Here is a 23,969-nt window from a genome sequence, read left to right as displayed (position 1 = left end):
ATTACAATACCATATCTCTTAGTTGTTGAATACAGTTCCGGTTTCTTGTTTTAATAGTACCAATTGGCATTTGTAGTTCTTCCGAAGCTTCTTTTTGAGTAAAACCTTTAAAATAAAGTAGCTCTATAACTGCTTTACATTTCTCTCCTAACTCCGTTACAAACTTTTTAATACCTATGGCATCCGTACTGTTGTCTAAATTATCATGGCTGGCTATGATATCTACGAAATAATCTGTACTAAGGTTTTGTTTCTTTTGTTTAAATGATTTTGAACGCGTTTTATCAATAGCTGCATTACGTGCAATATTGAGTATCCAAGTAAAAAAACGTCCTTTTTTTGAAGAGTAAGTATCTGACTTGTGCCAAGCTTTTATAAAGACATCTTGCATTATTTCATCAGCAATAGCGGCATCTTTTACAATATTATAAACAACGCCATGTATACTCTTGCTATACATTTCATATAACTTCTCAAAAGCGATATGATTTTTATTTTGAAACTGCTTTACCAGTAATTCTAATTCCATTTAAATAGTGGATTTTACTTAGAATTTTTTGCAGAAGGGGAAGAGTACACCGCAATTGTTCTAACAATTAGTTGTTATTTAGTTGTTGTAAATGTAATACAATTATTTTATAATTCCGGCACAACCAATACGAGTACCTGCATCACCTGATGGCTGAGATTTTAAATCATCTACACCAACGTGTACAATTATGGCTTTCCCTAATATGTCTTTTGTATCATCTCCACAGCCAATACACCATTCATCTGTAGTTTTGGATATGTTTGCTTTTCCGTTTGCGTCTGCAGTTAGATTGCCAATATCTCCTTTGTGGTAACCGGCGTCATCCCCCCAAGCACCATGTGGTTGTGCGGTAGGATTCCAATGTCCTCCAGACGATGTTCCGTCATCGGCAGAGCAATCTGCTTTTTCGTGAATATGAATCGCATGTTTACCTTCTTCTAACCCCGTAACAGTACCATTCATATTGACCATACCATTTTTTTGAGAAAATTTGATGGTTCCTTCAACATTACTTCCACTTTTTGGAGCTAATGTTATCGATAGGCTTTTTTCTGAAGTTTTTGGTTTTTCTAAATCTTTGGTTTCTGTTTTTGTAGTTGTTTCTGTCTTTTTTGTTTTGTCCTTACAAGCTGTTGCAAATACAACTGAAAGCATAAATACTACCAATTTTAAATTTTTCATGATGGTTCTAATTTTATGTTGCGTTAATAATATAACTGCTAACATTCTTTAATTCAAATACCAAATTGGGCTTGATGTTAAAGATGTTTTAACAGCAAGCCCAATTTAAGTAAGTAATAAATATTTTAAGAACTCAATCAAAAAGAATGTTAGTTCATTTGATCATGATCTTATTAGCGTTTTTAAAAGTCTACGCTAATCATACGATTATTTATCGCGAAGGTAAGTATTTACTTCAATAGCAACGTCTTCCCAAGTTTTGCTAACACCATCAGCCCCTTTATGAAGATCAAAACATACTTTGTTTAATGCTTCTAAAGCCCCAAGTGCATTCCAATCTTTTAAATGCATTGTACCCTTTAGACTCACACGTCTTTCATCTGTAATGCTAACTTCTAAAGGTAGATCTTCAGTAACACCATTCATTGTGATTGTTGCTACGTAAGCATCATTGATGTATTTTATTTTACCTTTTATAATTTCAGTATCTAACATAGCACCGAAGAAAGAGGTTTTTATTTTTAAATCTCTAGATTCGTCTTTAGTTAATAGATTACTAATAGGAATTGCAAATTCTAAATTATTTAAGGCTTCTTGAGGTGTTGATCCTTCTTTAGCATCAAAATTTAAAGTTGCAAATTCACCACCTACAGGTAATTTTTCAGTTGTTTTGTAAGCTGTCCATTTTACAGAAGTACCATTTGGTTTAATTATATATTTAACGGCATTATCTACCGTCTCAATAGGTTCTGTTTTATCTTCCTTTTTTTCTTGTTTACAAGATGTTAATCCTAAGGTAAGAATGACGAATAACGATAAAAATTTTGTGCTTTTCATGACTTAAATTTATTTTTTAGTAAAGTTAAGTAGATATATGGTGTAAAGCAAGTAGTATGGGGATTCTTCAATGTTATGATTTTTTCTATCATGATAATTATCATAGTTTCAGAATTGGGATTCTTTTAATTTTGTGTCTGAAATCTTAACGAAAAAATGAGTCAGTCGCTAATTAATAAATATAATGTTTCAGGTCCACGATATACAAGCTACCCAACGGTTCCTTATTGGAATTCGGAAACCTTTTCATTAGCGCAATGGAAAGATTCCTTAAAGCGTTCTTTTAGAGAAAGTAATAGTACCGAAGGTCTAAGTCTCTATATTCATTTACCATTTTGCGAAAGTTTATGCACCTTTTGTGGCTGCCACAAGCGTATTACTAAACGACACGAAGTGGAGTCTCCATATATTAATGCTGTTTTAAAAGAATGGAGTTTGTATCTTCAATTATTAGAAGGTAAACCAAAAATTAAAGAATTGCACCTTGGAGGAGGTACACCTACATTTTTTTCACCAGAACATCTCAATCTTTTAATATCCGGACTTTTAAATACTTCGGATCTTGCAGAAGATTATGAATTTAGTTTTGAAGGCCATCCTAATAATACAACAGAAGCACATCTTCAAACCTTATATGATTTAGGGTTTAGGCGTGTTAGTTATGGTGTTCAAGACTATAATATAAATATTCAGAAAGCTATTAATAGAGTTCAGCCTTTTGAAAATGTAAAACGGGCCACAGATTTAGCTCGTAAAATAGGGTATACCTCAGTAGGTCATGATATTATTTTTGGTTTACCATTTCAAACTGAAGCAGATGTTATAGAAACGATTAATAAAACAGAAGCTTTAATGCCAGATCGTATTGCTTTTTATAGCTATGCTCATGTACCTTGGATAAAAGGAAATGGACAACGCGGTTTTAGTGATACAGACTTACCTACACCAGAATCTAAACGTCAACAATATGAAACAGGAAAAAAACATTTTGAAAAAGCGGGTTATGTAGAGATTGGTATGGATCATTTTGCGCTTAAAAGTGATTCGCTTTACAAAGCCATGATAAACAAAAATTTGCATCGTAACTTTATGGGGTACACTGCTTCAAAAACTCAGGCAATGATAGGTTTGGGAGTTTCTTCCATAAGTGATAGTTGGTATGGTTTTGCACAAAACGTAAAATCTAACGAAACCTATTATAGTTTGTTAGAAGACAATATTATTCCTGTAGTTAAAGGTCATATTTTAAACAACGAAGATTTAACGCTAAGAAAGCATATTTTAAACTTAATGTGTAATTTTGAAACGTCTTGGGTAGATGATGCTCTAAATTTTGAAGAATTACCAGACGTCCTTATAAAATTAAAAGAATTTGAATCAGATGGGTTACTTCAGTTTGAATTGAAACAGGTAACAGTTACGGAAAAAGGGAAACCTTTTATTCGAAATATTTGTATGGCTTTTGATTTGCTCTTACAGCGAAAAAAGCCAGAGACTCAGTTATTTTCAATGACTATATAAAACATTGAAAAAAATGAAACGAGCATGTTCAAAATTTAAGCTTCTTAAAAGCTAATGAGTAGCGAACAGCATGTGATAATTAAAAATAATAAATAAAAACACATGAATAAGATAATTGTACCAGTTGATTTTTCAGAACAATCAGAATTTGCTTTAGAGGCTGCTGCAAGTTTAGCTCAGAAATATGATTCGGAACTGATTGTATTACACATGTTAGAATTGTCTAACGCGATCATTTCTTCTGCAAGTGAAGCCCTAAACCAAGAAACAATATTTTTTATAAAGCTGGCAGAACAAAAATTTGATACGTTTTTAAATAAACCTTATTTAAAAGGGATTAATGTTACTCCTATAATTAAGCACTTTAAAGTATGGAGTGAGGTTAATGAGGTGGCAAAAGAATATGATGCAAGTATCATCGTTATGGGATCTCAAGGCACTAGCGGTATTAAAGAGGTGTTTGTAGGTTCTAATACAGAAAAAGTTGTGCGGTATTCAGAGATTCCTGTTTTAGTTATAAAGCATAATCCTATTTTAATGGAGTTTGAAAATGGTGTTTTTGCATGCGATTTTTCTGAAAGTGCTATTGCTCCTTATTTAAAAGCAAAACAAACTTTTGAAAATTTAGGTATAAAGATGCATCTCGTGTATGTTAATTCGCCTGATGGAAATTTTAATAGTTCTTCTGAAATTGACAAACGCGTGTCTAAATTTTTAGAAAAGGCAGAGGGAGATTTAAAGCGTTTAAATCAAATTAGCGTAGTCTCTGATTATACTATAGAAAAAGGAATCTTACATTTTGCTAATGTTATAGGCGCAGATCTAATTGCTGTGGCTACGCATGGAAGAAAAGGCTTATCTCATTTTTTTGAAGGTAGTGTTTCCGAAGACATAGCGAATCATTCAACCTTACCTGTTATGACTTTTAAATTATAGTTAGCGATGTAAATAGTTAGTGTTTTTTTCATCGTAAGGAAAGCGCCAAAGATTTTTCTTTGGCGTTTTTTTATCCTGAATTATCATATTAAATTAGCGAGATCATCACCTCTTACAAACGGTAGCCAATTCTTAAGTGTAGATTTAGTGCAAGGCCATTATTAAATTTTAGATAAACGTTTTCTTCTTTAAAAAAATGAACGTAGCCCAATCCTATACCTGTTTCATAAGTAAAGTGGTTTCCAACATTTCTTCGGATTCCCCAGGTAGGTATAATCGAGATATCACTGATGAAATTATGGTTATCATCTAAAGAACCAATGACAAGGTCCGGATGGTACGTTGTTTTTATTGAAATAAAATTCCCGCTATTCCCATCTATTCTTCTCGACTTAGAAACTCTTTTATTGAGGTTATAATACCATCGCGGTTCAATTGTAATTGCAGGTACTAAAATAAATAGTGATCCATCTTCAAAGTTGTTACTAAAAATACCTGCATCAAATCCTAACTCACTTCTTAAAACTATAGAATTGGAAAGTTTAGATTCATTATGGCCCCAAAAACCTAAAAATCCTGTTTGAATACCAAATACGGATTTTTCAACACTTGTACTTTGCGCTGTTACAGTTAAAAATGAAGTACTAAAAATTAATACATATAGAATGTTTTTCATGTATGTAAAGATTAAATTAGAGATTGTAATTAATGGTTAAATATTGTTGAAAAAGGTATTGACTTCTTCCTTGAAAATATCTAATGGAATACGATGTGCTAAATGATTGCGTAGGTGAATTTTAAAATTGGGTTGAAGATCTACTATGTTGGCTATAAATTGAAGTGTGTCTTTAGGGTTAACAACATTATCTTCGGTGCCGATAACGATATGCTTATTAGGACTTATTTTATGTGTTATTTCTGGGATATTTTGAACTACAGAGCGCTTCTCTAACGCAGGGTTAAAGAGTAGGGTAGGACATTGAAAATGGTTGGATATATAATAACTAGCAAACCCCCCCATACTGCTTCCTATAACAACGTTAAACGTAATTTTAGGATAATGTTCAATGATCTCTAAAATACTATTTGGTGCATTTTCATAGTCAATAGAAGGTGCAAATACGTCTCCGTAATGTTCTAAAACAATTTTTTTCTCTAGACTTAGGCTTCCATTAAGTCCGTGTATGTATAAAATATTCATGACGTCAATTGATAAAATATTAAAATTCAATTAGTTCTTTAAAAATACTATAAAATACGCTGATATAAATGAATTTTTTAACGCTAAAAATAACTTTACATTTAAAGTTGAAATTATGAATATGAATAGGTGAGTTTTTAAATGAATCTCAAATTTTCGATTCAATATTAAGAGGTTTCAGACATCAATTTTAGATGAGTGATCACAACTGTTTAGTGACATTCAATAGCGCTCGTTGCTGTTTCTACCATTGGAGCAGGTGAAATGTACGGAATGCCTAGACCTAAACCTCGAAGAATAAATAAGGCTCCAATAATAACAACAAATACAGGAATTGCCTTTTGAATGCGCTGTTTAATGGTACTATTTAAAAACTTTCCTAAATAAATAGCTGTTGTCATTAAAGGAATAGTTCCTAGCCCGAATAAGACCATATACAAACTTCCTTCTAATAAACTGCCTGTAGCAATGGCACCGAATACGGCCATATAAACTAAACCACAGGGAAGAAAACCATTAAGAAAACCAATGGTTAAAAAAGTATCGGCTGTTTTCTTTTTTAAAGCTTTACCCAAGGCTGATTTTACTTTAGAAATACCTTTGTAAAGTGGTTTTGATAGATTGTATTTGCCAACAATATGATGCGGTAAAAGCACCACTGTGATCATTAAAACACCAATTATTATTGATAGTTGTTGTTGAATGCCAAAAATGTAAAGACTCTTACCAACAATACCAAAAACTAAACCAATTAAACTATATGCAAAAAGCCTTCCGAAATGATAAATAGCTATTTGGCTTACTTTTTTTAACGAATTTGAACGGTCTACAGGGAGCATAAAAGCTATTGGTCCGCACATACCAACACAATGCAAACTTCCTAATAAGCCTAAAACAAGTGCAGAAACTAACATTTAGTAAATGATTTCAGTTTTATAGATGTAAGAATTATCGTTAGCTTTCCAATCGACTTTAATGTTCCAACGACCACCCAATAAACGTTTGTCAGGTATGAGTAAATTGTAGTTAGATAATGAAATTGGTATTTCAAAATCAAATTGTTTATTAGATGGTCTATATAGGAACACTGTACCTGTGATGTTCTTGTAATCGATGTCTTCTGGAAAATTAATAACAACGCCTTTTTCTGTTTTTGTCCAATTAAGATTTGTTATCAATGTTTTAGAATGTTCTTCTTTATTTAAATCTTCTTGAAATTCTAATTCTTGGCCATAATAATCTTCTGTTACTAAATCAAAATCATATTTATCATCAACACTCATAGTAATAATAAAGTACATAATGAAGCTAATAAAGCATACAAATGCGATGACTATACCTGTTCCCCAATTTATTTTCATATCTCAATTCCCCATAAAAGGGATTTTTTTATTAATTTATTTTGTGTCTTACCAGAAAATTTAATGGTATTAATTATAACTTCTTGGTCCTAAAAAGTTAACCGTTGTAGTTTCAATTAATTCTTCATTACTATAAACTTCAATGACTAATTTATTTTTATCGCCAGAGAGTTCACTTTTATCAATTTCTATAAATAAAGTTCCTTCAGCTAAATCTTGAGCAGGAACGATAAAATTCTCTGTTGTAGAAACAAGCTTAATTGTTCCTTTATATTTTCTCAACTTAAAATTAATGCGGTTAATATCTTTAGTCGTTTTATTGACTAATTTATAAGTGAACACATTACTGATTATATTTCCTTCTTTGTGCTCATATAACTGACCAGGAAGTCTAAGTACAGTTGCTTCAACATCATTTCTTAAAAATAATAAGCCTATAAAAATACCTGTTAGAATGGTTAATACGGCTATGTAGCCTTTCATTCTTGCAGTTAATTTAAACTTTTCTTTCTTTTCAATCTCGTTTTCACTAGCGTATCTAATTAATCCTTTTGGAAGATTTATGCTTTCCATAATATGGTCGCATTCGTCAATACAAGCGGTACAGTTTACACATTCTAATTGTGTACCGTTTCTAATATCAATCCCTGTTGGGCATACATTGACACACTGTAAACAATCGATACAATCTCCATGACCTAAAGCTTCACGATCTTCATTTTTTCTAAATTTCTTTCTTCCGTTTTCTGCTTCACCACGTTTATGGTCGTAAGCAACAACGATAGATTTTTCGTCTAATAGAACACTTTGTAATCTGCCATAAGGACAGGCAATTATACAAACCTGCTCTCTAAAGGATGCAAATACAAAATAGAATACAGCCGTAAAAATAAGTAGAGGGAAAAGCGTTCCTAAATGATCTAAAGGACTTTCTGTTATGTATCTTAGAATTTTATCGCTTCCTATTAAATAGGCTAAGAAAACATTCGCAATTATAAATGAAATGATTAAGAAAATAAACCATTTGAATCCTTTCTTCCTGATTTTTTCAGCATTCCACTCTTGCTTATCTAGTTTGCGCTGTTTGTTTCTATCTCCTTCAACCCAATATTCGATACGTCTAAAAACCATTTCCATAAAAATAGTTTGCGGACAAATCCACCCACAAAATACACGACCAAAACTTACGGTAAATAAAGCTATAAATACAATAGCAATAAGCATTGATATTACTACAAGATAAAAATCTTGAGGCCAAAAAGGCAAGCCAAAAACATTAAAACGACGTTCTAAAATATTTAATAATAGAAACTGATTTCCATTAATTTTAATAAATGGTGCCACCAATAAAAAGATAAGTAAACCATAGCTTACAAACTTCCTGTATTTATAAAAATGTCCGCTTGGTTTTTTAGGATAAACCCAAGCGCGTTTACCTTCATCGGTCATTGTGCCGATGGTATCTCTAAACGATTCTTTTTCTGACGGTTCCACTTTGTTTTTGTTATAAATTATTCTGCAGTTTCTTCTTCCCAAACATCTCCCTCTGCAGCTTTTGGTTCTGCAGGTGTAGTTCCTTGAAATTGTAAAACGTAACTAGCTACTTGAGCAATTTCAGCAGGTTTTAAACTTTGCTTCCAGGCAATCATACCTTTTCCATCTCTACCACCTTCAGAGACTGTTTTAAAGACATTTTTAATGCCTCCGCCTAATATCCAACGCTCATCGGTGAGATTTGGCCCAATTCCACCACCACCATCTGCTTTATGACAAGCAACACAGTTAGATTCAAATATTTTCTTTCCGCTATTTAGATCGGAAGTTTCGGTTAACAATTCCACCGTATTAAAATCTACAAGATCTTTAGCTGTTTTTTTATATTCCTCAATGTCAATCTTTGCTTGAGCATATTCATTCTCTAATTCGGCAAACTGATTATCACCGTCTAAGATTTCATATTTTACTAAATAAATAGCAGCAAAAATAATTGAAGCATAAAAAGCATATAACCACCATGGTGGAAGGTCATTATCTAATTCTTTTATGCCGTCGTAATTGTGATCTAGTATAATTTCGTGTTCTTCTTCAATAGCCTTAGCACCTAATAGTTTCTTGTAGGTTGTTTCTACCCAAATAACTGTTTTAGAAGGTTCTGATGCTTTAGCGTCGTAACGTGCTTTAGCAGCTTCATCTAAACTTTGATAAAGTACATTTTTTATCGATTTCGAAATGGCTTCAATACCAATTAATACTAATAGTATTAATAAAAGAAATAAAGCAATTAAAGGTTGGGCTATAAATGCAGGTTCGTCTCCTGAATCTACAAAGTATTCTACCAGTCCAAAAATTAGAAAGAATAGGAATGGGACTCTTAACCAAGATGGTGTTAAATTTCTCATAGTTCTGTTTGGTTTTGGTTATCTAAAGGTAAATTACTTACCGCTGTTATATAGTCTTTTTTTGCTGTTATTACCCACCAACATAAGACTACAAAAAAGCCAAAAAATATAATTAGTGAAATGATTGGATAGATTTCTATGCCAGCAATACTATCCATATAGTTTTTTACAAATTTTAACATGGCGTTTAATTTTTAGTGGTTTCAGGATCTATATCCTTTACTTTAATATCTGTGCCTAAGCGTTGTAAATAGGCAATTACAGCAACTATTTCTCTATTTCGCATTTCAACGAACTCAGCTCCTCCAGCTTTTTTATCAGCTTCGTAAGTCGCAGCAAAATCTGGATCAGCATATAGGTTTTTTTCTATTTGCGTTCCTTGATCTGTCATTTGTTGTTGTGCATTTGCAATATCTTCAGCTGTATAAGGGACACCTAAAGTTACCATAGCTTCTAACTTAGCTTCGGTTTGAGACTTGTCTAGTTCATCTCTTATTAACCATTTGTACGATGGCATTATAGAACCTGATGATGTACTTTGTGGGTCATACATATGATTTAGGTGCCAGTTATCTGAGTATTTTCCTCCAACACGATGTAAATCTGGACCAGTTCGTTTACTTCCCCAAAGAAAAGGGTGATCGTAAACATATTCTCCAGCTTTAGAGTATTCACCATAACGTTCTACTTCACTTCTAAAAGGACGTATCATTTGAGAGTGACAACCTACACAACCTTCACGGATATAGATATCACGGCCTTCTAATTCTAATGGTGAATAAGGTTTAACACTAGATAATGTTGGTATGTTTGATTTTATCATTATCGTTGGCACAATTTGTACAATACCACCAATTAATATTGCTATAGTCGCTAAAATGGTTAGTTTAATTGGTTTACGTTCTAATACCGTATGCCAACCTTCACCAGCAACTCTATGTTTAGAAACACGTTGTAAAGCAGGAGCTTCAGCTAATTCGTCTTCTACACTAACGCTAGATTTTCTTATAGTTGCAACAACGTTATATAATAAGATAAGCATTCCTGTAATATAAAGTGTACCACCAATAGCACGCATCCAATACATTGGCATAATTTCGGTCACCGTTTCTAGAAAGTTACCGTACTTTAATGTCCCGTCTGGATTAAATTGTTTCCACATACTTGCTTGTGTAAATCCGGCAACATATAATGGTAAGGCATAAAAGATAATACCTAAAGTTCCTATCCAAAAATGAGCATTAGCTAATTTTAAAGAATAAAGTTTTGTTTTAAATAGTCTAGGAATTAACCAGTAGATCATCCCAAAGGCAAGAAAACCATTCCAAGCTAAAGCACCAACATGTACGTGAGCGATTATCCAATCGGTATAGTGACCAATTGCATTAACGTTTTTAAGTGATAAAAGCGGCCCTTCAAAGGTTGCCATACCATAACCGGTAAGTGCTACGACCATGAATTTTAAAACAGGATCTGTACGTACTTTATCCCATGCACCACGCAAAGTTAAAAGACCATTGATCATACCACCCCAAGAAGGCATTAATAACATTACTGAAAAAGCGACTCCAAGATTTTGAGCCCATTCTGGTAACGCTGTGTATAACAAGTGATGTGGTCCTGCCCATATATAAATGAATATTAATGACCAGAAGTGAATAATAGATAAGCGATAAGAGTATACTGGTCTATTTGCAGCTTTTGGTACAAAATAGTACATTAATCCTAAAAACGGAGTTGTTAAGAAGAATGCAACAGCATTGTGTCCGTACCACCATTGTACTAAAGCATCTTGAACACCTGCGTAAACAGAGTAACTTTTCATTCCGCTTACAGGAAGCTCTAAACTATTAAAGATATGAAGTACAGCAACCGTAACAAACGTTGCTAAGTAAAACCAAATGGCTACGTATAAATGACGCTGACGACGTCTTAACATCGTTCCAATAAGGTTCCATCCAAAAACGACCCAAACCAATGTAATGGCAATATCTATAGGCCATTCTAGTTCAGCATATTCTTTAGAAGAGGTATAACCTAAGGGTAACGAAATTGCAGCAGCAACAATAATAGCTTGCCATCCCCAAAAGTTAATAGCACTTAAGGTATCGTTAAACATTCTAGCTTTCAGCAAACGTTGTGTAGAGTAGTAAACACCTGCAAAAATTGCATTTCCAACGAAAGCAAAGATTACTGCATTAGTATGTAATGGTCTTAACCTTCCAAAACTTAGCCACGAAATGCCATCGGTAAGGTTAGGGAACACAAACATAAATGCTAGTAGTAATCCTACAGCCATACCTATTATGCCCCAAAATATGGTGGCATAGAGGAATTTTTTAACGATCTTATTATCGTAATAGAATTGTTGTACTTCCATAATAATTAATTAGTCTTATTGGTTTTAATAGTTGATTTTGGTTTTTCTTTAACTAATTCGTCTTCAAAAAGCATACGCACTGAAGGCGTATAGCTGTCATCAAACTGTCCGCTTCTAACAGCTACTATAAAAGCAACAAAGAAGATGATAGCCACAAGAATACTTATGGTTAATAAAATATAAATAACACTCATACCTAGTGAAGTTATGGGGCAAAATTAATATTGCAGCTGCTTTAAAAACATGATATTTGTCATGTAGAACAATTTATTTTAATTTTCGTCCTAAAAAATTTGTTGCAATTGTTGTAAATATAACGATACTAATAGAACTTAATGGCATTAAAATTGCTGCAACTACAGGTTCTAATTGTCCCGTAACAGCAAAATATAAACCTATGATGTTATAAAAAAATGAAAGCACAAAACTCCATTTAATTATTTTTACAGCCGATTTAGAAGCTTTAATAAAGGTGAACAAGTTTTTAAACCTAGAAGCATCTAGTATCGCATCACAGGCTGGAGAAAAGATATTTACATCTTCAGAGAGCGCAATGCCAACATCACTTTGTGCTAATGCGCCTGCATCGTTTAATCCATCTCCAATCATTAATACTTTTGCGCCTTCTGTCTGATGGTATTTTATAAAGTCTAACTTATCTTCAGGTTTCTGATTAAATATAAGTTTAGTTTTTGCAGGAAGTAATTTTCTTAAATTTTCGCGCTCTCCTTCGTTATCTCCAGAAAGAATGACTAAATCATACTGTTTTTTAAGCTTATTAAAAAGTTTAGAAACCCCTTTTCTGTAGCTGTTATAAAACGTAAACTTCCCTTTGTAAACATCATTACTGCTTACGTGGACTGTAGTGTTTAACACGGCTTGATCATTAGGATTACCAACAAAGCTAGCAGAACCAATCTTCATACTTACGGCATTGTGTTTTACTTCAATTCCTTTTCCTATGTGTTCTTCAAAGGCATCAAGTGTAATAATATTATTTTCTTGCAAGATATGATATAAGGTTCTACTTAAAGGATGATTAGAACCACGAAGAGAATTCTTCAAGACTATGTTTTCAACGTCTGAAAGTAATGTTCCATCATATTCAGCGTTACTCTGTTTATTTGAGGTTATTGTACCTGTTTTATCAAAAATAATGGTATCAATATGGGCTAATTTTTCAATAACACTCGCGTTTTTAACGTAGAATTTTTGTTTACCAAAAATTCTCAGGATGTTTCCAAAAGTGAATGGAGCAGAGAGTGCAATAGCGCAAGGACAAGCAATGATAAGTACAGCAGTAAATACGTTCATCGCTTTACTTGGGTCTACTAATAGCCAAAAAACAGTTGCGATTATAGAAATAGTTAGTATAGAAATTGTAAAATGCTTACTTATAGTATTAGTAATATTGGTAAAACCTTCCTCTTTATTTTTACTAAAAACATCATTACTCCAGAGTTGTGTAAGATAACTTTGTTCTACAGATTTTAATGCTTCCATTTCAATAACACCATTGGTTTGTTTACCGCCAGCAAATAATTTAGCGCCAGATTGCTTGGAGATGTTTTGCGATTCTCCTGTTACAAAACTGTAATCTATTTTCGCTTTTCCGTTAATTAAAATACCATCAACAGGAATTAATTCTTCATTTCGTATTAAAATACGGTCTCCCTTTTCAATATCGTATACTTGAACTGTTTCTTCATTTCCTTCTTTATCTATTTTAGTAATAGCAATAGGGAAATAAGATTTGTAATCGCGTTCAAAAGATAAGAATTCGTAGGTTTTTTGTTGAAAAAATTTGCCTGTTAATAAGAAGAAGATTAAGCCCGCTAAGCTATCAAAAAAGCCAGAACCAATATCTAAGGAAATTTCAATAGTACTTCTCACAAACAATACAGTAACACCTAAAGCAATAGGAACGTCTATGTTTAATATTTTTGCTTTTAGACCTTTAAAAGCTGAAATAAAATAATCTTGAGCCGAATAAAAGACAATGGGTAGTGATAAGGCAAACATAAGCCAGCGAAAGATAATTTTGTACTGGTCTAACCAAAATTCATTGACTTCAAAATATTCAGGAAAGGACAAAAACATAATGTTTCCAAATCCAAAACCTGCTACGCCCAATTTATATATTAAGGTGCGATTAATTTCTTTTTTACCCGAGTTGAAATCGTCTAAACTAATGTAAGGTTCATAGCCAATAGCGCTTAATAATAAAACTACAGATTTTAAATTAGTGGCATTGGGTTTATAGGTCACTCTAACCGTTTTCTTCCCGAAATTAACTTGAGAATATGTAATATTAGGGTCTAATTTGTTGAGGTTTTCTAAAATCCAAATGCAAGAACTACAGTGAATATGCGGAATATATAGTGTCGCAATTTCAATCGTTTCGTCTCTAAACTCCGTGAGTTTTTCTACAATGTTTTCTTGAGTAAGAAAATCGTATTTCCCTTCAATCTCTTTAGGGACTGTACCCGGAGAGTTTTGTAAATCATAATAACAAGTAAGATCGTTTTCGTTAAAAATTTCGAAAACAGTTTTACAACCATTACAACAAAAAGATTTGTCTTGGAATTCTATAGGATGATTACCACAGTTGTCTCCACAGTGAAAACAAGTTTTGTTTTCCATTTTATAATTTGCTCATTTATACCTGGTACAAAAGTGATAAAACTACGAATTAATATCTATGATAATTGTCATGTTTTCCATAACTTTGAATCTTATATTTTATGGCGATGAGTAAGTGTGATCAATGTATTGTTAAACAATTTAATTCTCTAAGAGCTTTAGGAAAAGACGATTTAATTAGAATTTCAGGTTGTAAGACTTCAAAATTCATTAAAAAAGGAGAAACGCTTTTTAGAGAAGGCGAGAACATTAATGGTATTTATTGTGTAAAGGACGGTGTTTGTAAAATGTCAAAGCTAAGCGCTAACGGTAAAGATCAAATAGTAAAACTAGTAGTTCGAGGTGATTTAATCGGACAACGTTCTTTAGTTACTGATGAAAAATCTAACCTTACAGCCATTGCCGTTAATGAAATGGAAGTTTGCTTTATTCCTAAAAATGAAGTTCTTCACGATTTATCTAAAAATGCGAGTTTCTCATTAGACATGCTTCAAGATATGGCTAAAGAACTTAGAATAGCAGATAATGTTATTGTAGATATGGCTCAGAAATCTGTAAAACGACGTTTAGCAGATGTATTAATCTATTTGCATGAAACTTTTGAAAAAGACGATAATGGTTTTGTTAGCGTTGTACTTTCTAGAGAAGATTATGCCAGCCTTGTTGGTACAGCAACAGAATCTGCAATTAGAATATTATCTCAGTTTAAAAAGGAAGGTTTCATTTCTACTACAGGAAAACATGTTAAAATTATAGATTTTGAAGCATTAAGACGTATTGAATAAGTACCACTTTTTTTTAATAAACACTATTTTTTAGCCTAAAAATTCGTTTGTAAACGAGCTAGTTAATATAACACAATACGCTTTTGAGGACTCCAGAATCTCAAATAGAAGAAATCAATTTCTAAATTGATGTTAATGCTGCTTATTAGGAACTTGAAAAGTGTTATTTTTATAAAGCTATGAAAGAAAAACCTAATAAATCGGGCTTTGTATTTAAAACTTACGAAGCACCAAATCAATCTCCGTTCGATAAACTGTTCGAAATATTTAAGGAATTAATTACCCATACTTCAGGAGATTTTGATGAAGCCATTGATTGGTTGCGTCAACTCGATAAAGAATATCAGTTAACCACACCAGATTATACTATTGATGATTTTATTGAAGACTTAAAGAATAAAGGGTACATTCAACAAGAAATTGATCCTGATGGGGCCGGAAATGGTGGCATTACAATTACGGCAAAAACCGAACGTGCCATTCGTCAGCAAGCCTTAGATCAGATTTTTGGAAAAATTAAACGCAGTGGTTCAGGGAATCATAAAAGTAAAGGTTCGGGTCTTGGAGACGAACATACAGGCGATTTTAGAGCTTATCAGTTTGGTGACGGCTTGGATAAAGTATCGATGACCGAAAGTTTACGAAATGCTCAAATTAATAATGGTATCGGCAATTTTAGTCTCACAGAAGATGATTTGGTGGTAGAAGAAACACTTCATAAAAGCCAAATGAGTACCGTATTGATGATTGACATTAGTCACAGTATGATTCTCTATGGTGAAGACCGGATTACACCAGCTAAAAAAGTTGCTATGGCTTTAGCCGAAATGATTACCACACGCTATCCAAAAGACACTTTAGAGATTTTAGTTTTTGGTAATGATGCTTGGCCTATAAAAATTAAGGATTTACCATATTTAAAAGTAGGACCTTACCATACCAATACGGTTGCAGGTTTACAACTGGCAATGGATATGTTACGTAGAAAACGGAACACCAACAAACAGATTTTTATGATTACCGACGGAAAGCCAAGTTGTTTGCGTTTGCCAGACGGTCAGTATTATAAAAACAGTAATGGTCTTGATCCGTATATTACTAATAAGTGTTACGGAATGGCGCAACAAGCGAGGCGTTTGCATATTCCTATTACCACATTTATGATTGCTGAAGATCCTTATTTAATGCAATTTATTAGAGAATTTACGAAAGCCAATCGTGGAAAAGCATTTTATACAGGACTGAAAGGTTTAGGTGAAATGATTTTTGAAGATTACGAAAACAACAGAAAAAAAAGAATTAAAGGATAAAGAAAAAAGAAGATAGAAAAGAGACATTGCTAAGTCTATTTCTAATTTCAAAATAAAAGATATGAAAAAAGAAGACATAAAAACATTAGGTGAATTAAAAGCATCAGGTTACCAATCTAAATCTATAAAAGATGAATTGAGAGATAATTTGATTGAAAATATAAAAAATAAGAAAACTACATTTGGAGGGATTCACGGTTATGAAAATACCGTGATTCCAGAATTAGAACGCGCTATTTTGTCACGCCATAATATTAATTTATTAGGATTAAGAGGTCAAGCAAAAACACGTTTGGCGCGTAAGATGGTGACGCTTTTAGATGAATACATTCCGGTAGTAGAAGGTTCTGAGATTAATGATGATCCTTTAGCACCAATCTCTAGATTTGCAATAGAATTAATTGCAGAAAAAGGCGAAGAAACACCAATCACATGGTTACATCGTGATGATCGTTTTGCTGAAAAATTAGCAACACCAGATGTTACGGTTGCCGATCTTATTGGGGATGTAGATCCTATAAAAGCAGCGAATTTAAAATTAAGTTATGCCGATGATCGTGTGATTCATTATGGAATGATTCCACGTGCTAACCGTTGTATTTTTGTTATAAACGAATTACCCGATTTACAAGCACGTATTCAAGTAGCTTTATTTAATATTCTACAAGAAGGTGATATTCAAATTAGAGGTTTCAAGTTACGATTAGCCTTGGATATGCAATTTGTTTTTACAGCAAACCCTGAAGATTATACCAATAGAGGAAGTATTGTAACACCTTTAAAAGATAGAATTGGTTCTCAGATTTTAACGCATTATCCTGAAAATATAGAAATAGCGAGAACCATTACCTCACAAGAGGCAAAACTAGACACCAGACAATCAGAATCAGTTTATGTCCCTGAGTTAGCAAAAGATTTATTAGAACAAATTAGTTTTGAAGCGAGAGAGAGTGAATATGTAGACGTTAAAAGTGGTGTCAGTGCACGTATGAGTATAACAGCTTTTGAAAATCTATTAAGCACAGCAGAACGTCGTGCTTTAATTGCTGGTGACACAGAAACCGTGATTCGTTTATCTGATTTTGTAGGTGTCATTCCGGCCATTACAGGAAAAGTAGAATTGGTTTACGAAGGGGAACAAGAAGGTGCAGACTTTGTGGCAAATGCTTTAATGGAAGCCGCAGTAAAAACCTTATTTCCTAAATATTTCCCTAAAGTAGAAAAGTTAGAAAAACAAGGTGATGAAACTCCTTATGATGATTTAATTTCATGGTTTTTTAATGGTGATGGTTTTGAATTGTTAAATGAATTTAATGATGAAGCTTACAAGGCAAAAATAGATGAGGTAACACCTCTAGATGCTTTAATTGCGGATTACCAACCAGAGCTGGATCCGAGAGATGTGTATTTTGAAAAAGAATTTATTCTTTGGGGTTTAACACAATTTAAAAAATTGAGTAAGTATAGTTATTCGGAAGGCATGCAATTCCAAGATCCTTATGGTAATTATATTAGTGGATTATAAATTTACCGATTACCACGGTTTTTAATGTTAGAATCGCAGAATTTTATAATTTCTGCGATTCTTTTTTGTTTGGTATCTTCACGTTTGGCTTGATTGAGCCAATATAAATAACCTTTTTTGTAACTCGGTGCAAAGTTGAGAAAATTGGTATAAGCATTTTTGTTTTTATTAAATGCAAGTTGAAGATCTTCAGGAATAATACCTTTTTCAACAGCGTCTAGAGCTGTCCAGCTTCCATTCTCTTTAGCAATCTTAATAGAATCAAGACCTTTTGGATGCATTAAGTTGTCTTTTTGTAATTCTTTTATATACGTTTTGTTTACCGCACTCCAAACGCTTTTGGGTTTTCTAGGACAAAAATATTGTCTACGTTTGCCATCGCCTAAACTTTTTACGGTAGCATCTATCCAACCGTAACAAAGAGCTACTTTTACAGCTTCTTCCCAACGCATGGATTCTTTTTCGTGATCTACTTTATAGAAAATTAAGTGTATCGCTTTTTCAGAATCATGGTTTTTGTGTAACCACTTTCTCCATTCTGTATCTGTCTTAAAATATAATTCAGGAATTTCCAATAGTTATATTTTTTTTGCGTTGACATAAAAATCTCTATCGATGATTAAATCTTCTGAAGTTACTTTTTTAGATTGCCATTTCATTTTAGGAAATAACCATTCCGATTTACCGTTGATTTCAACTTGAATAGGCATATCAAAATTTTCAACCGTATTTATCCAACGGTATTTTAATTTACCTTTTTTAATGCGATATTCTAAAGTCGGAATTTTTATCGTTCTTAAATATTGATTAAAAAATGCGGTTAAGTCAATGCCTGTTTGTTCGCTTAAATAATCTTCAATTTGTTTAGTGGTAACGGTTTGGTGGTAAAATGTAGATGATAGCCCTCGTAGTATTTGTCGCCATTTTTCATCATCTTCTACCAATTGGCGAAGTGTGTGTATTAAATTTTCACCTTTATAATACATATCGCTAGACCCTTCGTTATTCACATCATAATAACCAATTAAAGGTCTATCGTTTTGAATGTTTTTACGTGTTCCTATAACATAATCTGCAGAAGCTTCTTTTCCATAGTAATAATCTAAAAACAGATTTTCAGAATAGGACGTAAACCCTTCATGAATCCACATGTCAGCAATATCCTTATTGGTAATATTATTAGCAAACCATTCGTGTCCGGCTTCATGAATAATAATAAAATCAAACTTCAACCCCCAACCTGTTCCTGATAAATCTCGACCTAAATAACCCTCTTTATATTGATTACCATAGGTTACTGAACTTTGGTGTTCCATACCTAAATAAGGCACTTCTACCAACTTAAAACTGTCTTCATAAAAAGGATAAGGACCAAACCAATATTCAAAAGCTTCCATCATTTTAGGGGCATCTTTAAAATGTGCTTTAGCTTTTTCAAGATTATCCTTTAAAACATAATAATTCATGTCTAAATCTCCTTTTTCGCCTTTATAAACTTCAGAGAAATTTGCATAATCACCTATATTAATATTGACACCGTAATTATTAATTGGGTTGCTTACAAACCAATGCGAAGTTACGGTATCACCATTATCGATTAGCTTTCGTAAACGACCGTTAGAAACATTAGTGAGCCCTTTTGGGTTGGTAATACTAATGAGCATGCTATCGACTTCATCATACATATGGTCCTTGTTTGGCCACCAAACACTAGCGCCTAAACCTTGGCAAGAGGTGGCTATAAAATCTTTGCCGTTGTGGTCTTTTTTCCAAGAAAACCCACCATCCCAAGGTGCGCGTTTGGCTTCCGTTGGTTGACCTTCATAAAAAACATCAATACTGTTAACTGTTCCAATTTTTTGTTGGTTAATTAGTGTTACAAAATGCGCATTACCATCATGTCTTATTTGTAATTCTTCACCATCTTGAAGAACTTTAGTGATTTGTAAAGGGGGTTGCAAATCTATTTGCATTACCTGATGCGGTTTTAATACTTTATATTGAATGGTGTTTTTTCCTGAAATAAATTTTGCGTCAGGTTTAACTTCAACATCTAAATGGTAATAGGTTAAATCCCACCATTCACGTTCTGGTGTAATGCTTCCTCTTAAAGTATCTTGATGTGTGAAATTATTCTTTTCAGTAAGTAGCCCTTGACTTTGGCCGTTTAAAAATATAAACAATGTAAAAAGTACGAATACAATGGTTCTCATAGGGATTTTATAATCTTATTTCTGCCGTGAAAATAAAGGAAAGGTTTTTATCTTAAAATTTTATTTGGAAAAACAACAACGCTTTCGTGTCCGTCTTCTGTTACAGCAGCTACACCAAAGAAAGAATTATCAATAACAATACCATCTAGTGTGAATTCGGTTGTGTTTTCTACATAACGACTGTAATCCCAAGTTGGTGATGTTGTATCTCTCCAGTAAATTTTATAACCTTTTGCGCCTTCTACTTTTTTCCATTGCAATTTTGCAGAAGCTTCTACAATACCTCCAATGCTTACTTCTGTAGGCGATGGTGGGGCAAAAGCAAGGCTTGCCATAGTAATAGCATTCACCGTGGTTAATTTTTTACAGTAAGCAAAATTAACATGCTCAAACGTATCGCCGTAACTAATACCGTTTTCCGTTCTAATATCTTGGTGTTGTTGTGTGTAATTTTCGTGCGCTTCCATAATTCGAAGTGCTGGAAAACCAGCATCATTAAAGGGTTTATGATGTCCGCCACGTCCAAAACGATCTAATCTATAAATTAACATCGGGTTCATTTCTGGCATGTACGTTTTTGTCGTTTTATAGACATAGCGTGCCAATTGACGCGAAACACCATCCACTTCACCACCATAATAACGTCGTGCACTAGCTTGTTTGGTTAATTTTTCAGGATTAGTTTCTGCGGTAGTTATGGGTTCCGAAAAAATGCGAAATGTTCTATTATCAATAACACCATCTACGCCAGATATATTCCCAATCATGTCATTATTTAAAACACCTATAATATCCCAATGCTTTTCTTGTGCATATTGAGCTAAACCTTGTCCGCCAAATAAACCTTGTTCTTCACCAGAAAGTCCAACATAAATAATACTATTTTCAAATTGGTATTGCGATAATACTCTTGCCGCTTCCATAGTTCCAGCCATACCAGTAGCATTGTCATTGGCTCCTGGTGCATCAGACGTATAATCATTAGGATCGGTAACTCTAGAGTCAATATCACCACTCATTATAATAAAGCGGTTTGGGTATTTTGTACCACGTTGTATGGCGACTACATTAACCACGTTGACATCTTTTATAATGCGTTGATTACTGCCTTTTTCTACAAAATTATTTTGAAAGAAAACCTCTAAGCAATCCTTACAATCTTTAGAAATGTTATCGAATTCCGATTTTATCCAACGGCGAGCAGCACCAATACCTCTTGTTTTTGAGACGGTATCACTAAGCGTGTGCCGTGTGCCAAAATTAGCTAAGGTTTTTATGTCATTTTTAATACGTTCTTCTGAAACGGCATCAATAATATCATAAATTTTAAGATCAGTTTGTGCACTTAAATTGAAACAAAGTGCTAAGGTTAAAAGTAATAAGGCTTTATTCATTTAGAGTTAGTTTTTCAAGAAGTTCTCTTACTTTTTCAGGGCCTTTAATTTGATATTTCGCTTTAGTTTTAACGTAACCTACTTTTATAGTGGTTGCTAATTCTGGAGCTGCTTCAAACATATATTCGTCGGTCCAATCGTCTCCCATAATAAGGATAAAGTCGTAATCTTCCTTTCTTAATAACTGACTAGTCGCTCTACCTTTGTTAACATTACTACTTTTTATTTCAATAACCTTGTTACCTTGTAAAACAGATAATTCATTATTAGCTACCATACTGGTTAAAACCGTATTAAGTTCCATGGTTCTAATTTGTGCCAATTCAGGATCTGCTGTTCTATAATGCCAAGCTAAAGAGTATTCTTTTTCTTCAATAAAAGTACCTGGTGTTCGGTCTACAAAAGTTTCGAGAATAGGTTTTATACTAGACATCCAATCGGTTTTAAGGATTTCTAAAGGTGTCCATTTTTTATGTTTACGCATCCAAACACCATGATCTGTAATAAGATCGTAGTCTTTATGACCATACCAATCTTCAAAAGTAGCTTTGTCTCTTCCACTTATTAAGCAAAGTTTAGTGTCTTCTTGATTTTGAAATTTATCTAAAAGGGCAAAAAGCTTGTCATCAGGTTTGGCATCTTGTGGGTTGTCTTTAAAACCAACCAGAGTACCATCATAATCTAATAAAATTAATCGTTTTTTAGCTTTTTTGAAATTTTCAACAATATTATTTTCATCCTTGTCGTTTAATTTTTTTGAAACAAAAACATCTTGTAATTCATTAGTGCTTTCTAAAGTTTTGAAAAATTCTTCAGCCCATTTTTCTACATCGTAACGTTTTAAACGTTTTTGTAAAATTTTCATTCGGCTTTTTTGCTCTTCCAAAGGCATGGTTAAAGCTTTGTCTAATGCAGTAGCAAAGTCTTCAAAACTATTTGGGTTAATAAGTAAAGCTTCATTCATTTCTTTAGCTGCACCAGCCATTTCACTTAAAATAAGAACACCATCTTGTTTTGTTCTAGTAGCGACGTATTCTTTGGCTACTAAATTCATTCCATCTCTTACAGGTGTGATTAATGCAACATCTGATGAGGTATATAAATCAATAAGATTTTCAAAAGGAAGTGATCTGTAGAAATACCAAATTGGTGTCCAACTTACGGTAGAAAACTCCCCATTAATACGTCCGACTAATTCATCCGTTTCACGTTTCAGTTTTTGATATTGTGGTACGTTAGAACGCGATGGAACTGCAAGCATTACCAATCTTACCTTTTCTTTATATTGAGGATAGGTGTTTAAAAAGTATTCAAAAGCTCTTAATCGATTTGGGATTCCTTTAGTGTAATCTAAACGATCAATAGTTAATATAAACTTTTGGTCGTCCCCTTCATTTAAATGAGTGTCTAATCGTTTTTGAAGTTCAGATTTTTGTGTGTCAGGATTATCATGTTCTTGTGCTGCATTGTAAAACTTACCATAATCAATTCCCATTGGGAAAGAATCTACTTTTACAATTCTATCTTCATAAGTAATTTCATTAAAATTAACCTCTAAACGTAAAATTCGTTTTACAGAACTTAAGAAATGACGTTCATAATCGTAGGTGTGAAATCCAATTAAATCGGCACCAAGCATTCCTGTTAAGAGTTCTTTACGCCAAGGGAAGGTTCTGAAAATTTCGTATGAAGGGAATGGGATGTGTAAAAAGAACCCAACGGTTACATCTGGTCTTTTGTCTTTAATAAGCTGCGGTAATAGTAATAATTGATAATCGTGAACCCAAACGGTGTCTCCTTCATCAATAGTGTCTAATACAACTTCTGCAAACTTTTCGTTAACACGTTTGTAAGCTTCCCATTGCTCAGTTTCAAATTTAGCATATTCTAAGAAATAGTGAAATAAAGGCCAAAGTGTACGATTACTAAATCCTAAGTAAAAATCTTCGACGTCAGCTTCAGTAAGTCCAACGGATCTACATTTTGCATTTTCAATTTTTTCATTGACTTTAGCTTTTATGTTCTCGTCTAAATCTTCATCTGTAATTCCAGACCAACCAACCCAAATGCCATTTCCTTCTGCATGTACGGACTTCATTCCTGTCGCAAGTCCTCCAACACTGGGAGTTACATTGAGCTTGTCGTCTTCAATTGAAATTTGTAATGGTAATCTGTTTGAAACAATTATTGTTTTATTCATGATAATATTTTGGATGGTTTTCAAGTTTTTCGTTAATTTAAAGAAATTAGA

The 23,969-nt window shown here is 33.2% G+C and carries 22 protein-coding genes; 5 read left to right on the top strand and 17 right to left on the bottom strand.

Annotated elements, in window-relative coordinates; genetic code table 11:
- Window position 1 precedes the first annotated feature (1 nt).
- The 3 genes from HM985_RS11745 to HM985_RS11735 all read right to left on the bottom strand — a co-directional run bounded on the left by HM985_RS11745 (window position 2) and on the right by HM985_RS11735 (window position 2,050).
- Window positions 2-529: an RNA polymerase sigma factor gene (locus HM985_RS11745; RefSeq protein WP_179376441.1), complete on the bottom strand. Its 528-nt coding sequence runs from the start codon at window positions 527-529 to the stop codon at window positions 2-4.
- Window positions 530-631: 102 nt separating this feature from the next.
- On the bottom strand, window positions 632-1,213 hold the full coding sequence (locus HM985_RS11740; RefSeq protein ID WP_179376440.1) for a superoxide dismutase family protein: 582 nt from the start codon (window positions 1,211-1,213) through the stop codon (window positions 632-634).
- Window positions 1,214-1,420: 207 nt separating this feature from the next.
- Window positions 1,421-2,050 carry a YceI family protein gene (locus HM985_RS11735; RefSeq protein ID WP_179376439.1) on the bottom strand — a complete coding sequence of 210 codons (630 nt, stop codon included), beginning with the start codon at window positions 2,048-2,050 and terminating at the stop codon, window positions 1,421-1,423.
- A gap of 156 nt (window positions 2,051-2,206) precedes the next feature.
- Between HM985_RS11735 and hemN the strand changes: the two genes are divergently transcribed.
- Together hemN and HM985_RS11725 are read left to right on the top strand one after the other, a co-directional pair.
- Window positions 2,207-3,571 carry an oxygen-independent coproporphyrinogen III oxidase gene (hemN, locus tag HM985_RS11730; protein ID WP_179376438.1) on the top strand — a complete coding sequence of 455 codons (1,365 nt, stop codon included), beginning with the start codon at window positions 2,207-2,209 and terminating at the stop codon, window positions 3,569-3,571.
- A gap of 102 nt (window positions 3,572-3,673) precedes the next feature.
- Window positions 3,674-4,507, top strand: coding sequence for a universal stress protein (locus tag HM985_RS11725; protein WP_179376437.1), 834 nt, complete (start codon window positions 3,674-3,676; stop codon window positions 4,505-4,507).
- A gap of 112 nt (window positions 4,508-4,619) precedes the next feature.
- Here HM985_RS11725 and HM985_RS11720 read toward each other — a convergent pair whose 3' ends face one another.
- The 10 genes from HM985_RS11720 to HM985_RS11680 form a co-directional block, all read right to left on the bottom strand.
- Window positions 4,620-5,183, bottom strand: a complete 564-nt coding sequence (locus tag HM985_RS11720) for a hypothetical protein (RefSeq protein ID WP_179376436.1) — start codon at window positions 5,181-5,183, stop codon at window positions 4,620-4,622.
- 36 nt (window positions 5,184-5,219) lie between these two features.
- On the bottom strand, window positions 5,220-5,708 hold the full coding sequence (locus HM985_RS11715) for a YqiA/YcfP family alpha/beta fold hydrolase (protein ID WP_179376435.1): 489 nt from the start codon (window positions 5,706-5,708) through the stop codon (window positions 5,220-5,222).
- A 212-nt stretch (window positions 5,709-5,920) separates the two neighbouring features.
- Window positions 5,921-6,622, bottom strand: a complete 702-nt coding sequence (locus HM985_RS11710; RefSeq protein WP_179376434.1) for a sulfite exporter TauE/SafE family protein — start codon at window positions 6,620-6,622, stop codon at window positions 5,921-5,923.
- Window positions 6,623-7,069 carry a FixH family protein gene (locus tag HM985_RS11705; protein WP_179376433.1) on the bottom strand — a complete coding sequence of 149 codons (447 nt, stop codon included), beginning with the start codon at window positions 7,067-7,069 and terminating at the stop codon, window positions 6,623-6,625.
- A gap of 69 nt (window positions 7,070-7,138) precedes the next feature.
- On the bottom strand, window positions 7,139-8,563 hold the full coding sequence (gene ccoG, locus HM985_RS11700) for a cytochrome c oxidase accessory protein CcoG (RefSeq protein WP_179376432.1): 1,425 nt from the start codon (window positions 8,561-8,563) through the stop codon (window positions 7,139-7,141).
- A 17-nt stretch (window positions 8,564-8,580) separates the two neighbouring features.
- A complete protein-coding gene (locus HM985_RS11695) occupies window positions 8,581-9,468 on the bottom strand; it encodes a cbb3-type cytochrome c oxidase N-terminal domain-containing protein (protein WP_179376431.1) in 888 nt (295 codons plus the stop codon).
- Complete coding sequence (locus HM985_RS17295; RefSeq protein ID WP_246285003.1) at window positions 9,465-9,650, bottom strand: CcoQ/FixQ family Cbb3-type cytochrome c oxidase assembly chaperone; 186 nt, start codon at window positions 9,648-9,650, stop codon at window positions 9,465-9,467. The genes HM985_RS11695 and HM985_RS17295 overlap by 4 nt, the downstream gene beginning before the upstream one ends.
- A gap of 5 nt (window positions 9,651-9,655) precedes the next feature.
- Entirely contained in the window at window positions 9,656-11,848 is a 2,193-nt protein-coding gene (gene ccoN, locus HM985_RS11690) for a cytochrome-c oxidase, cbb3-type subunit I (RefSeq protein ID WP_179376430.1), read from the bottom strand.
- 5 nt (window positions 11,849-11,853) lie between these two features.
- Window positions 11,854-12,042 carry a cbb3-type cytochrome oxidase assembly protein CcoS gene (gene ccoS / locus HM985_RS11685; protein ID WP_179376429.1) on the bottom strand — a complete coding sequence of 63 codons (189 nt, stop codon included), beginning with the start codon at window positions 12,040-12,042 and terminating at the stop codon, window positions 11,854-11,856.
- 73 nt (window positions 12,043-12,115) lie between these two features.
- Window positions 12,116-14,491 carry a heavy metal translocating P-type ATPase gene (locus HM985_RS11680; RefSeq protein ID WP_179376428.1) on the bottom strand — a complete coding sequence of 792 codons (2,376 nt, stop codon included), beginning with the start codon at window positions 14,489-14,491 and terminating at the stop codon, window positions 12,116-12,118.
- A gap of 107 nt (window positions 14,492-14,598) precedes the next feature.
- On the opposite strand from HM985_RS11680, the gene HM985_RS11675 reads away from it, so the two are divergent.
- From HM985_RS11675 to HM985_RS11665, 3 genes are all read left to right on the top strand, one after another.
- A complete protein-coding gene (locus tag HM985_RS11675; protein WP_179376427.1) occupies window positions 14,599-15,276 on the top strand; it encodes a Crp/Fnr family transcriptional regulator in 678 nt (225 codons plus the stop codon).
- 179 nt (window positions 15,277-15,455) lie between these two features.
- Complete coding sequence (locus HM985_RS11670; protein WP_179376426.1) at window positions 15,456-16,586, top strand: vWA domain-containing protein; 1,131 nt, start codon at window positions 15,456-15,458, stop codon at window positions 16,584-16,586.
- Window positions 16,587-16,647: 61 nt separating this feature from the next.
- Entirely contained in the window at window positions 16,648-18,111 is a 1,464-nt protein-coding gene (locus tag HM985_RS11665; RefSeq protein WP_179376425.1) for a magnesium chelatase, read from the top strand.
- A gap of 2 nt (window positions 18,112-18,113) precedes the next feature.
- Here HM985_RS11665 and HM985_RS11660 read toward each other — a convergent pair whose 3' ends face one another.
- Genes HM985_RS11660 through HM985_RS11645 form a run of 4 tightly spaced genes read right to left on the bottom strand, consistent with a single transcriptional unit; the run spans window position 18,114 to window position 23,918 of the window.
- The gene (locus HM985_RS11660) at window positions 18,114-18,686 is read right to left on the bottom strand and encodes a YdeI/OmpD-associated family protein (protein WP_179313974.1); all 573 of its coding nucleotides are present in this window, start codon (window positions 18,684-18,686) and stop codon (window positions 18,114-18,116) included.
- A gap of 3 nt (window positions 18,687-18,689) precedes the next feature.
- On the bottom strand, window positions 18,690-20,324 hold the full coding sequence (locus HM985_RS11655) for a M1 family metallopeptidase (protein ID WP_179376424.1): 1,635 nt from the start codon (window positions 20,322-20,324) through the stop codon (window positions 18,690-18,692).
- 47 nt (window positions 20,325-20,371) lie between these two features.
- Window positions 20,372-21,718 (bottom strand): M28 family metallopeptidase, encoded by a 1,347-nt coding sequence (locus HM985_RS11650; protein WP_179376423.1) that lies wholly within the window; start codon window positions 21,716-21,718, stop codon window positions 20,372-20,374.
- Window positions 21,711-23,918, bottom strand: coding sequence for a bifunctional alpha,alpha-trehalose-phosphate synthase (UDP-forming)/trehalose-phosphatase (locus tag HM985_RS11645; RefSeq protein ID WP_179376422.1), 2,208 nt, complete (start codon window positions 23,916-23,918; stop codon window positions 21,711-21,713). The genes HM985_RS11650 and HM985_RS11645 overlap by 8 nt, the downstream gene beginning before the upstream one ends.
- Window positions 23,919-23,969: the final 51 nt, after the last annotated feature.

The organism is Winogradskyella wichelsiae (assembly GCF_013403925.1).
In the GTDB taxonomy this organism is placed as follows: Bacteria; Bacteroidota; Bacteroidia; order Flavobacteriales; family Flavobacteriaceae; genus Winogradskyella; species Winogradskyella wichelsiae.
The sequence above is the reverse complement of the archived record's forward strand: the minus strand, read 5'-3'. Positions and strand labels throughout refer to the sequence as shown.

Coding starts and splice junctions, on each gene's coding strand:
- HM985_RS11745 (WP_179376441.1), bottom strand. CDS start 529: ATGGAATTAGAATTACTGGTAAAGCAGTTTCAAAATAAAAATCATATC.
- HM985_RS11740 (WP_179376440.1), bottom strand. CDS start 1,213: ATGAAAAATTTAAAATTGGTAGTATTTATGCTTTCAGTTGTATTTGCA.
- HM985_RS11735 (WP_179376439.1), bottom strand. CDS start 2,050: ATGAAAAGCACAAAATTTTTATCGTTATTCGTCATTCTTACCTTAGGA.
- hemN (WP_179376438.1), top strand. CDS start 2,207: ATGAGTCAGTCGCTAATTAATAAATATAATGTTTCAGGTCCACGATAT.
- HM985_RS11725 (WP_179376437.1), top strand. CDS start 3,674: ATGAATAAGATAATTGTACCAGTTGATTTTTCAGAACAATCAGAATTT.
- HM985_RS11720 (WP_179376436.1), bottom strand. CDS start 5,183: ATGAAAAACATTCTATATGTATTAATTTTTAGTACTTCATTTTTAACT.
- HM985_RS11715 (WP_179376435.1), bottom strand. CDS start 5,708: ATGAATATTTTATACATACACGGACTTAATGGAAGCCTAAGTCTAGAG.
- HM985_RS11710 (WP_179376434.1), bottom strand. CDS start 6,622: ATGTTAGTTTCTGCACTTGTTTTAGGCTTATTAGGAAGTTTGCATTGT.
- HM985_RS11705 (WP_179376433.1), bottom strand. CDS start 7,069: ATGAAAATAAATTGGGGAACAGGTATAGTCATCGCATTTGTATGCTTT.
- HM985_RS11695 (WP_179376431.1), bottom strand. CDS start 9,468: ATGAGAAATTTAACACCATCTTGGTTAAGAGTCCCATTCCTATTCTTT.
- HM985_RS17295 (WP_246285003.1), bottom strand. CDS start 9,650: ATGTTAAAATTTGTAAAAAACTATATGGATAGTATTGCTGGCATAGAA.
- ccoN (WP_179376430.1), bottom strand. CDS start 11,848: ATGGAAGTACAACAATTCTATTACGATAATAAGATCGTTAAAAAATTC.
- ccoS (WP_179376429.1), bottom strand. CDS start 12,042: ATGAGTGTTATTTATATTTTATTAACCATAAGTATTCTTGTGGCTATC.
- HM985_RS11680 (WP_179376428.1), bottom strand. CDS start 14,491: ATGGAAAACAAAACTTGTTTTCACTGTGGAGACAACTGTGGTAATCAT.
- HM985_RS11675 (WP_179376427.1), top strand. CDS start 14,599: ATGAGTAAGTGTGATCAATGTATTGTTAAACAATTTAATTCTCTAAGA.
- HM985_RS11670 (WP_179376426.1), top strand. CDS start 15,456: ATGAAAGAAAAACCTAATAAATCGGGCTTTGTATTTAAAACTTACGAA.
- HM985_RS11665 (WP_179376425.1), top strand. CDS start 16,648: ATGAAAAAAGAAGACATAAAAACATTAGGTGAATTAAAAGCATCAGGT.
- HM985_RS11655 (WP_179376424.1), bottom strand. CDS start 20,324: ATGAGAACCATTGTATTCGTACTTTTTACATTGTTTATATTTTTAAAC.
- HM985_RS11650 (WP_179376423.1), bottom strand. CDS start 21,718: ATGAATAAAGCCTTATTACTTTTAACCTTAGCACTTTGTTTCAATTTA.
- HM985_RS11645 (WP_179376422.1), bottom strand. CDS start 23,918: ATGAATAAAACAATAATTGTTTCAAACAGATTACCATTACAAATTTCA.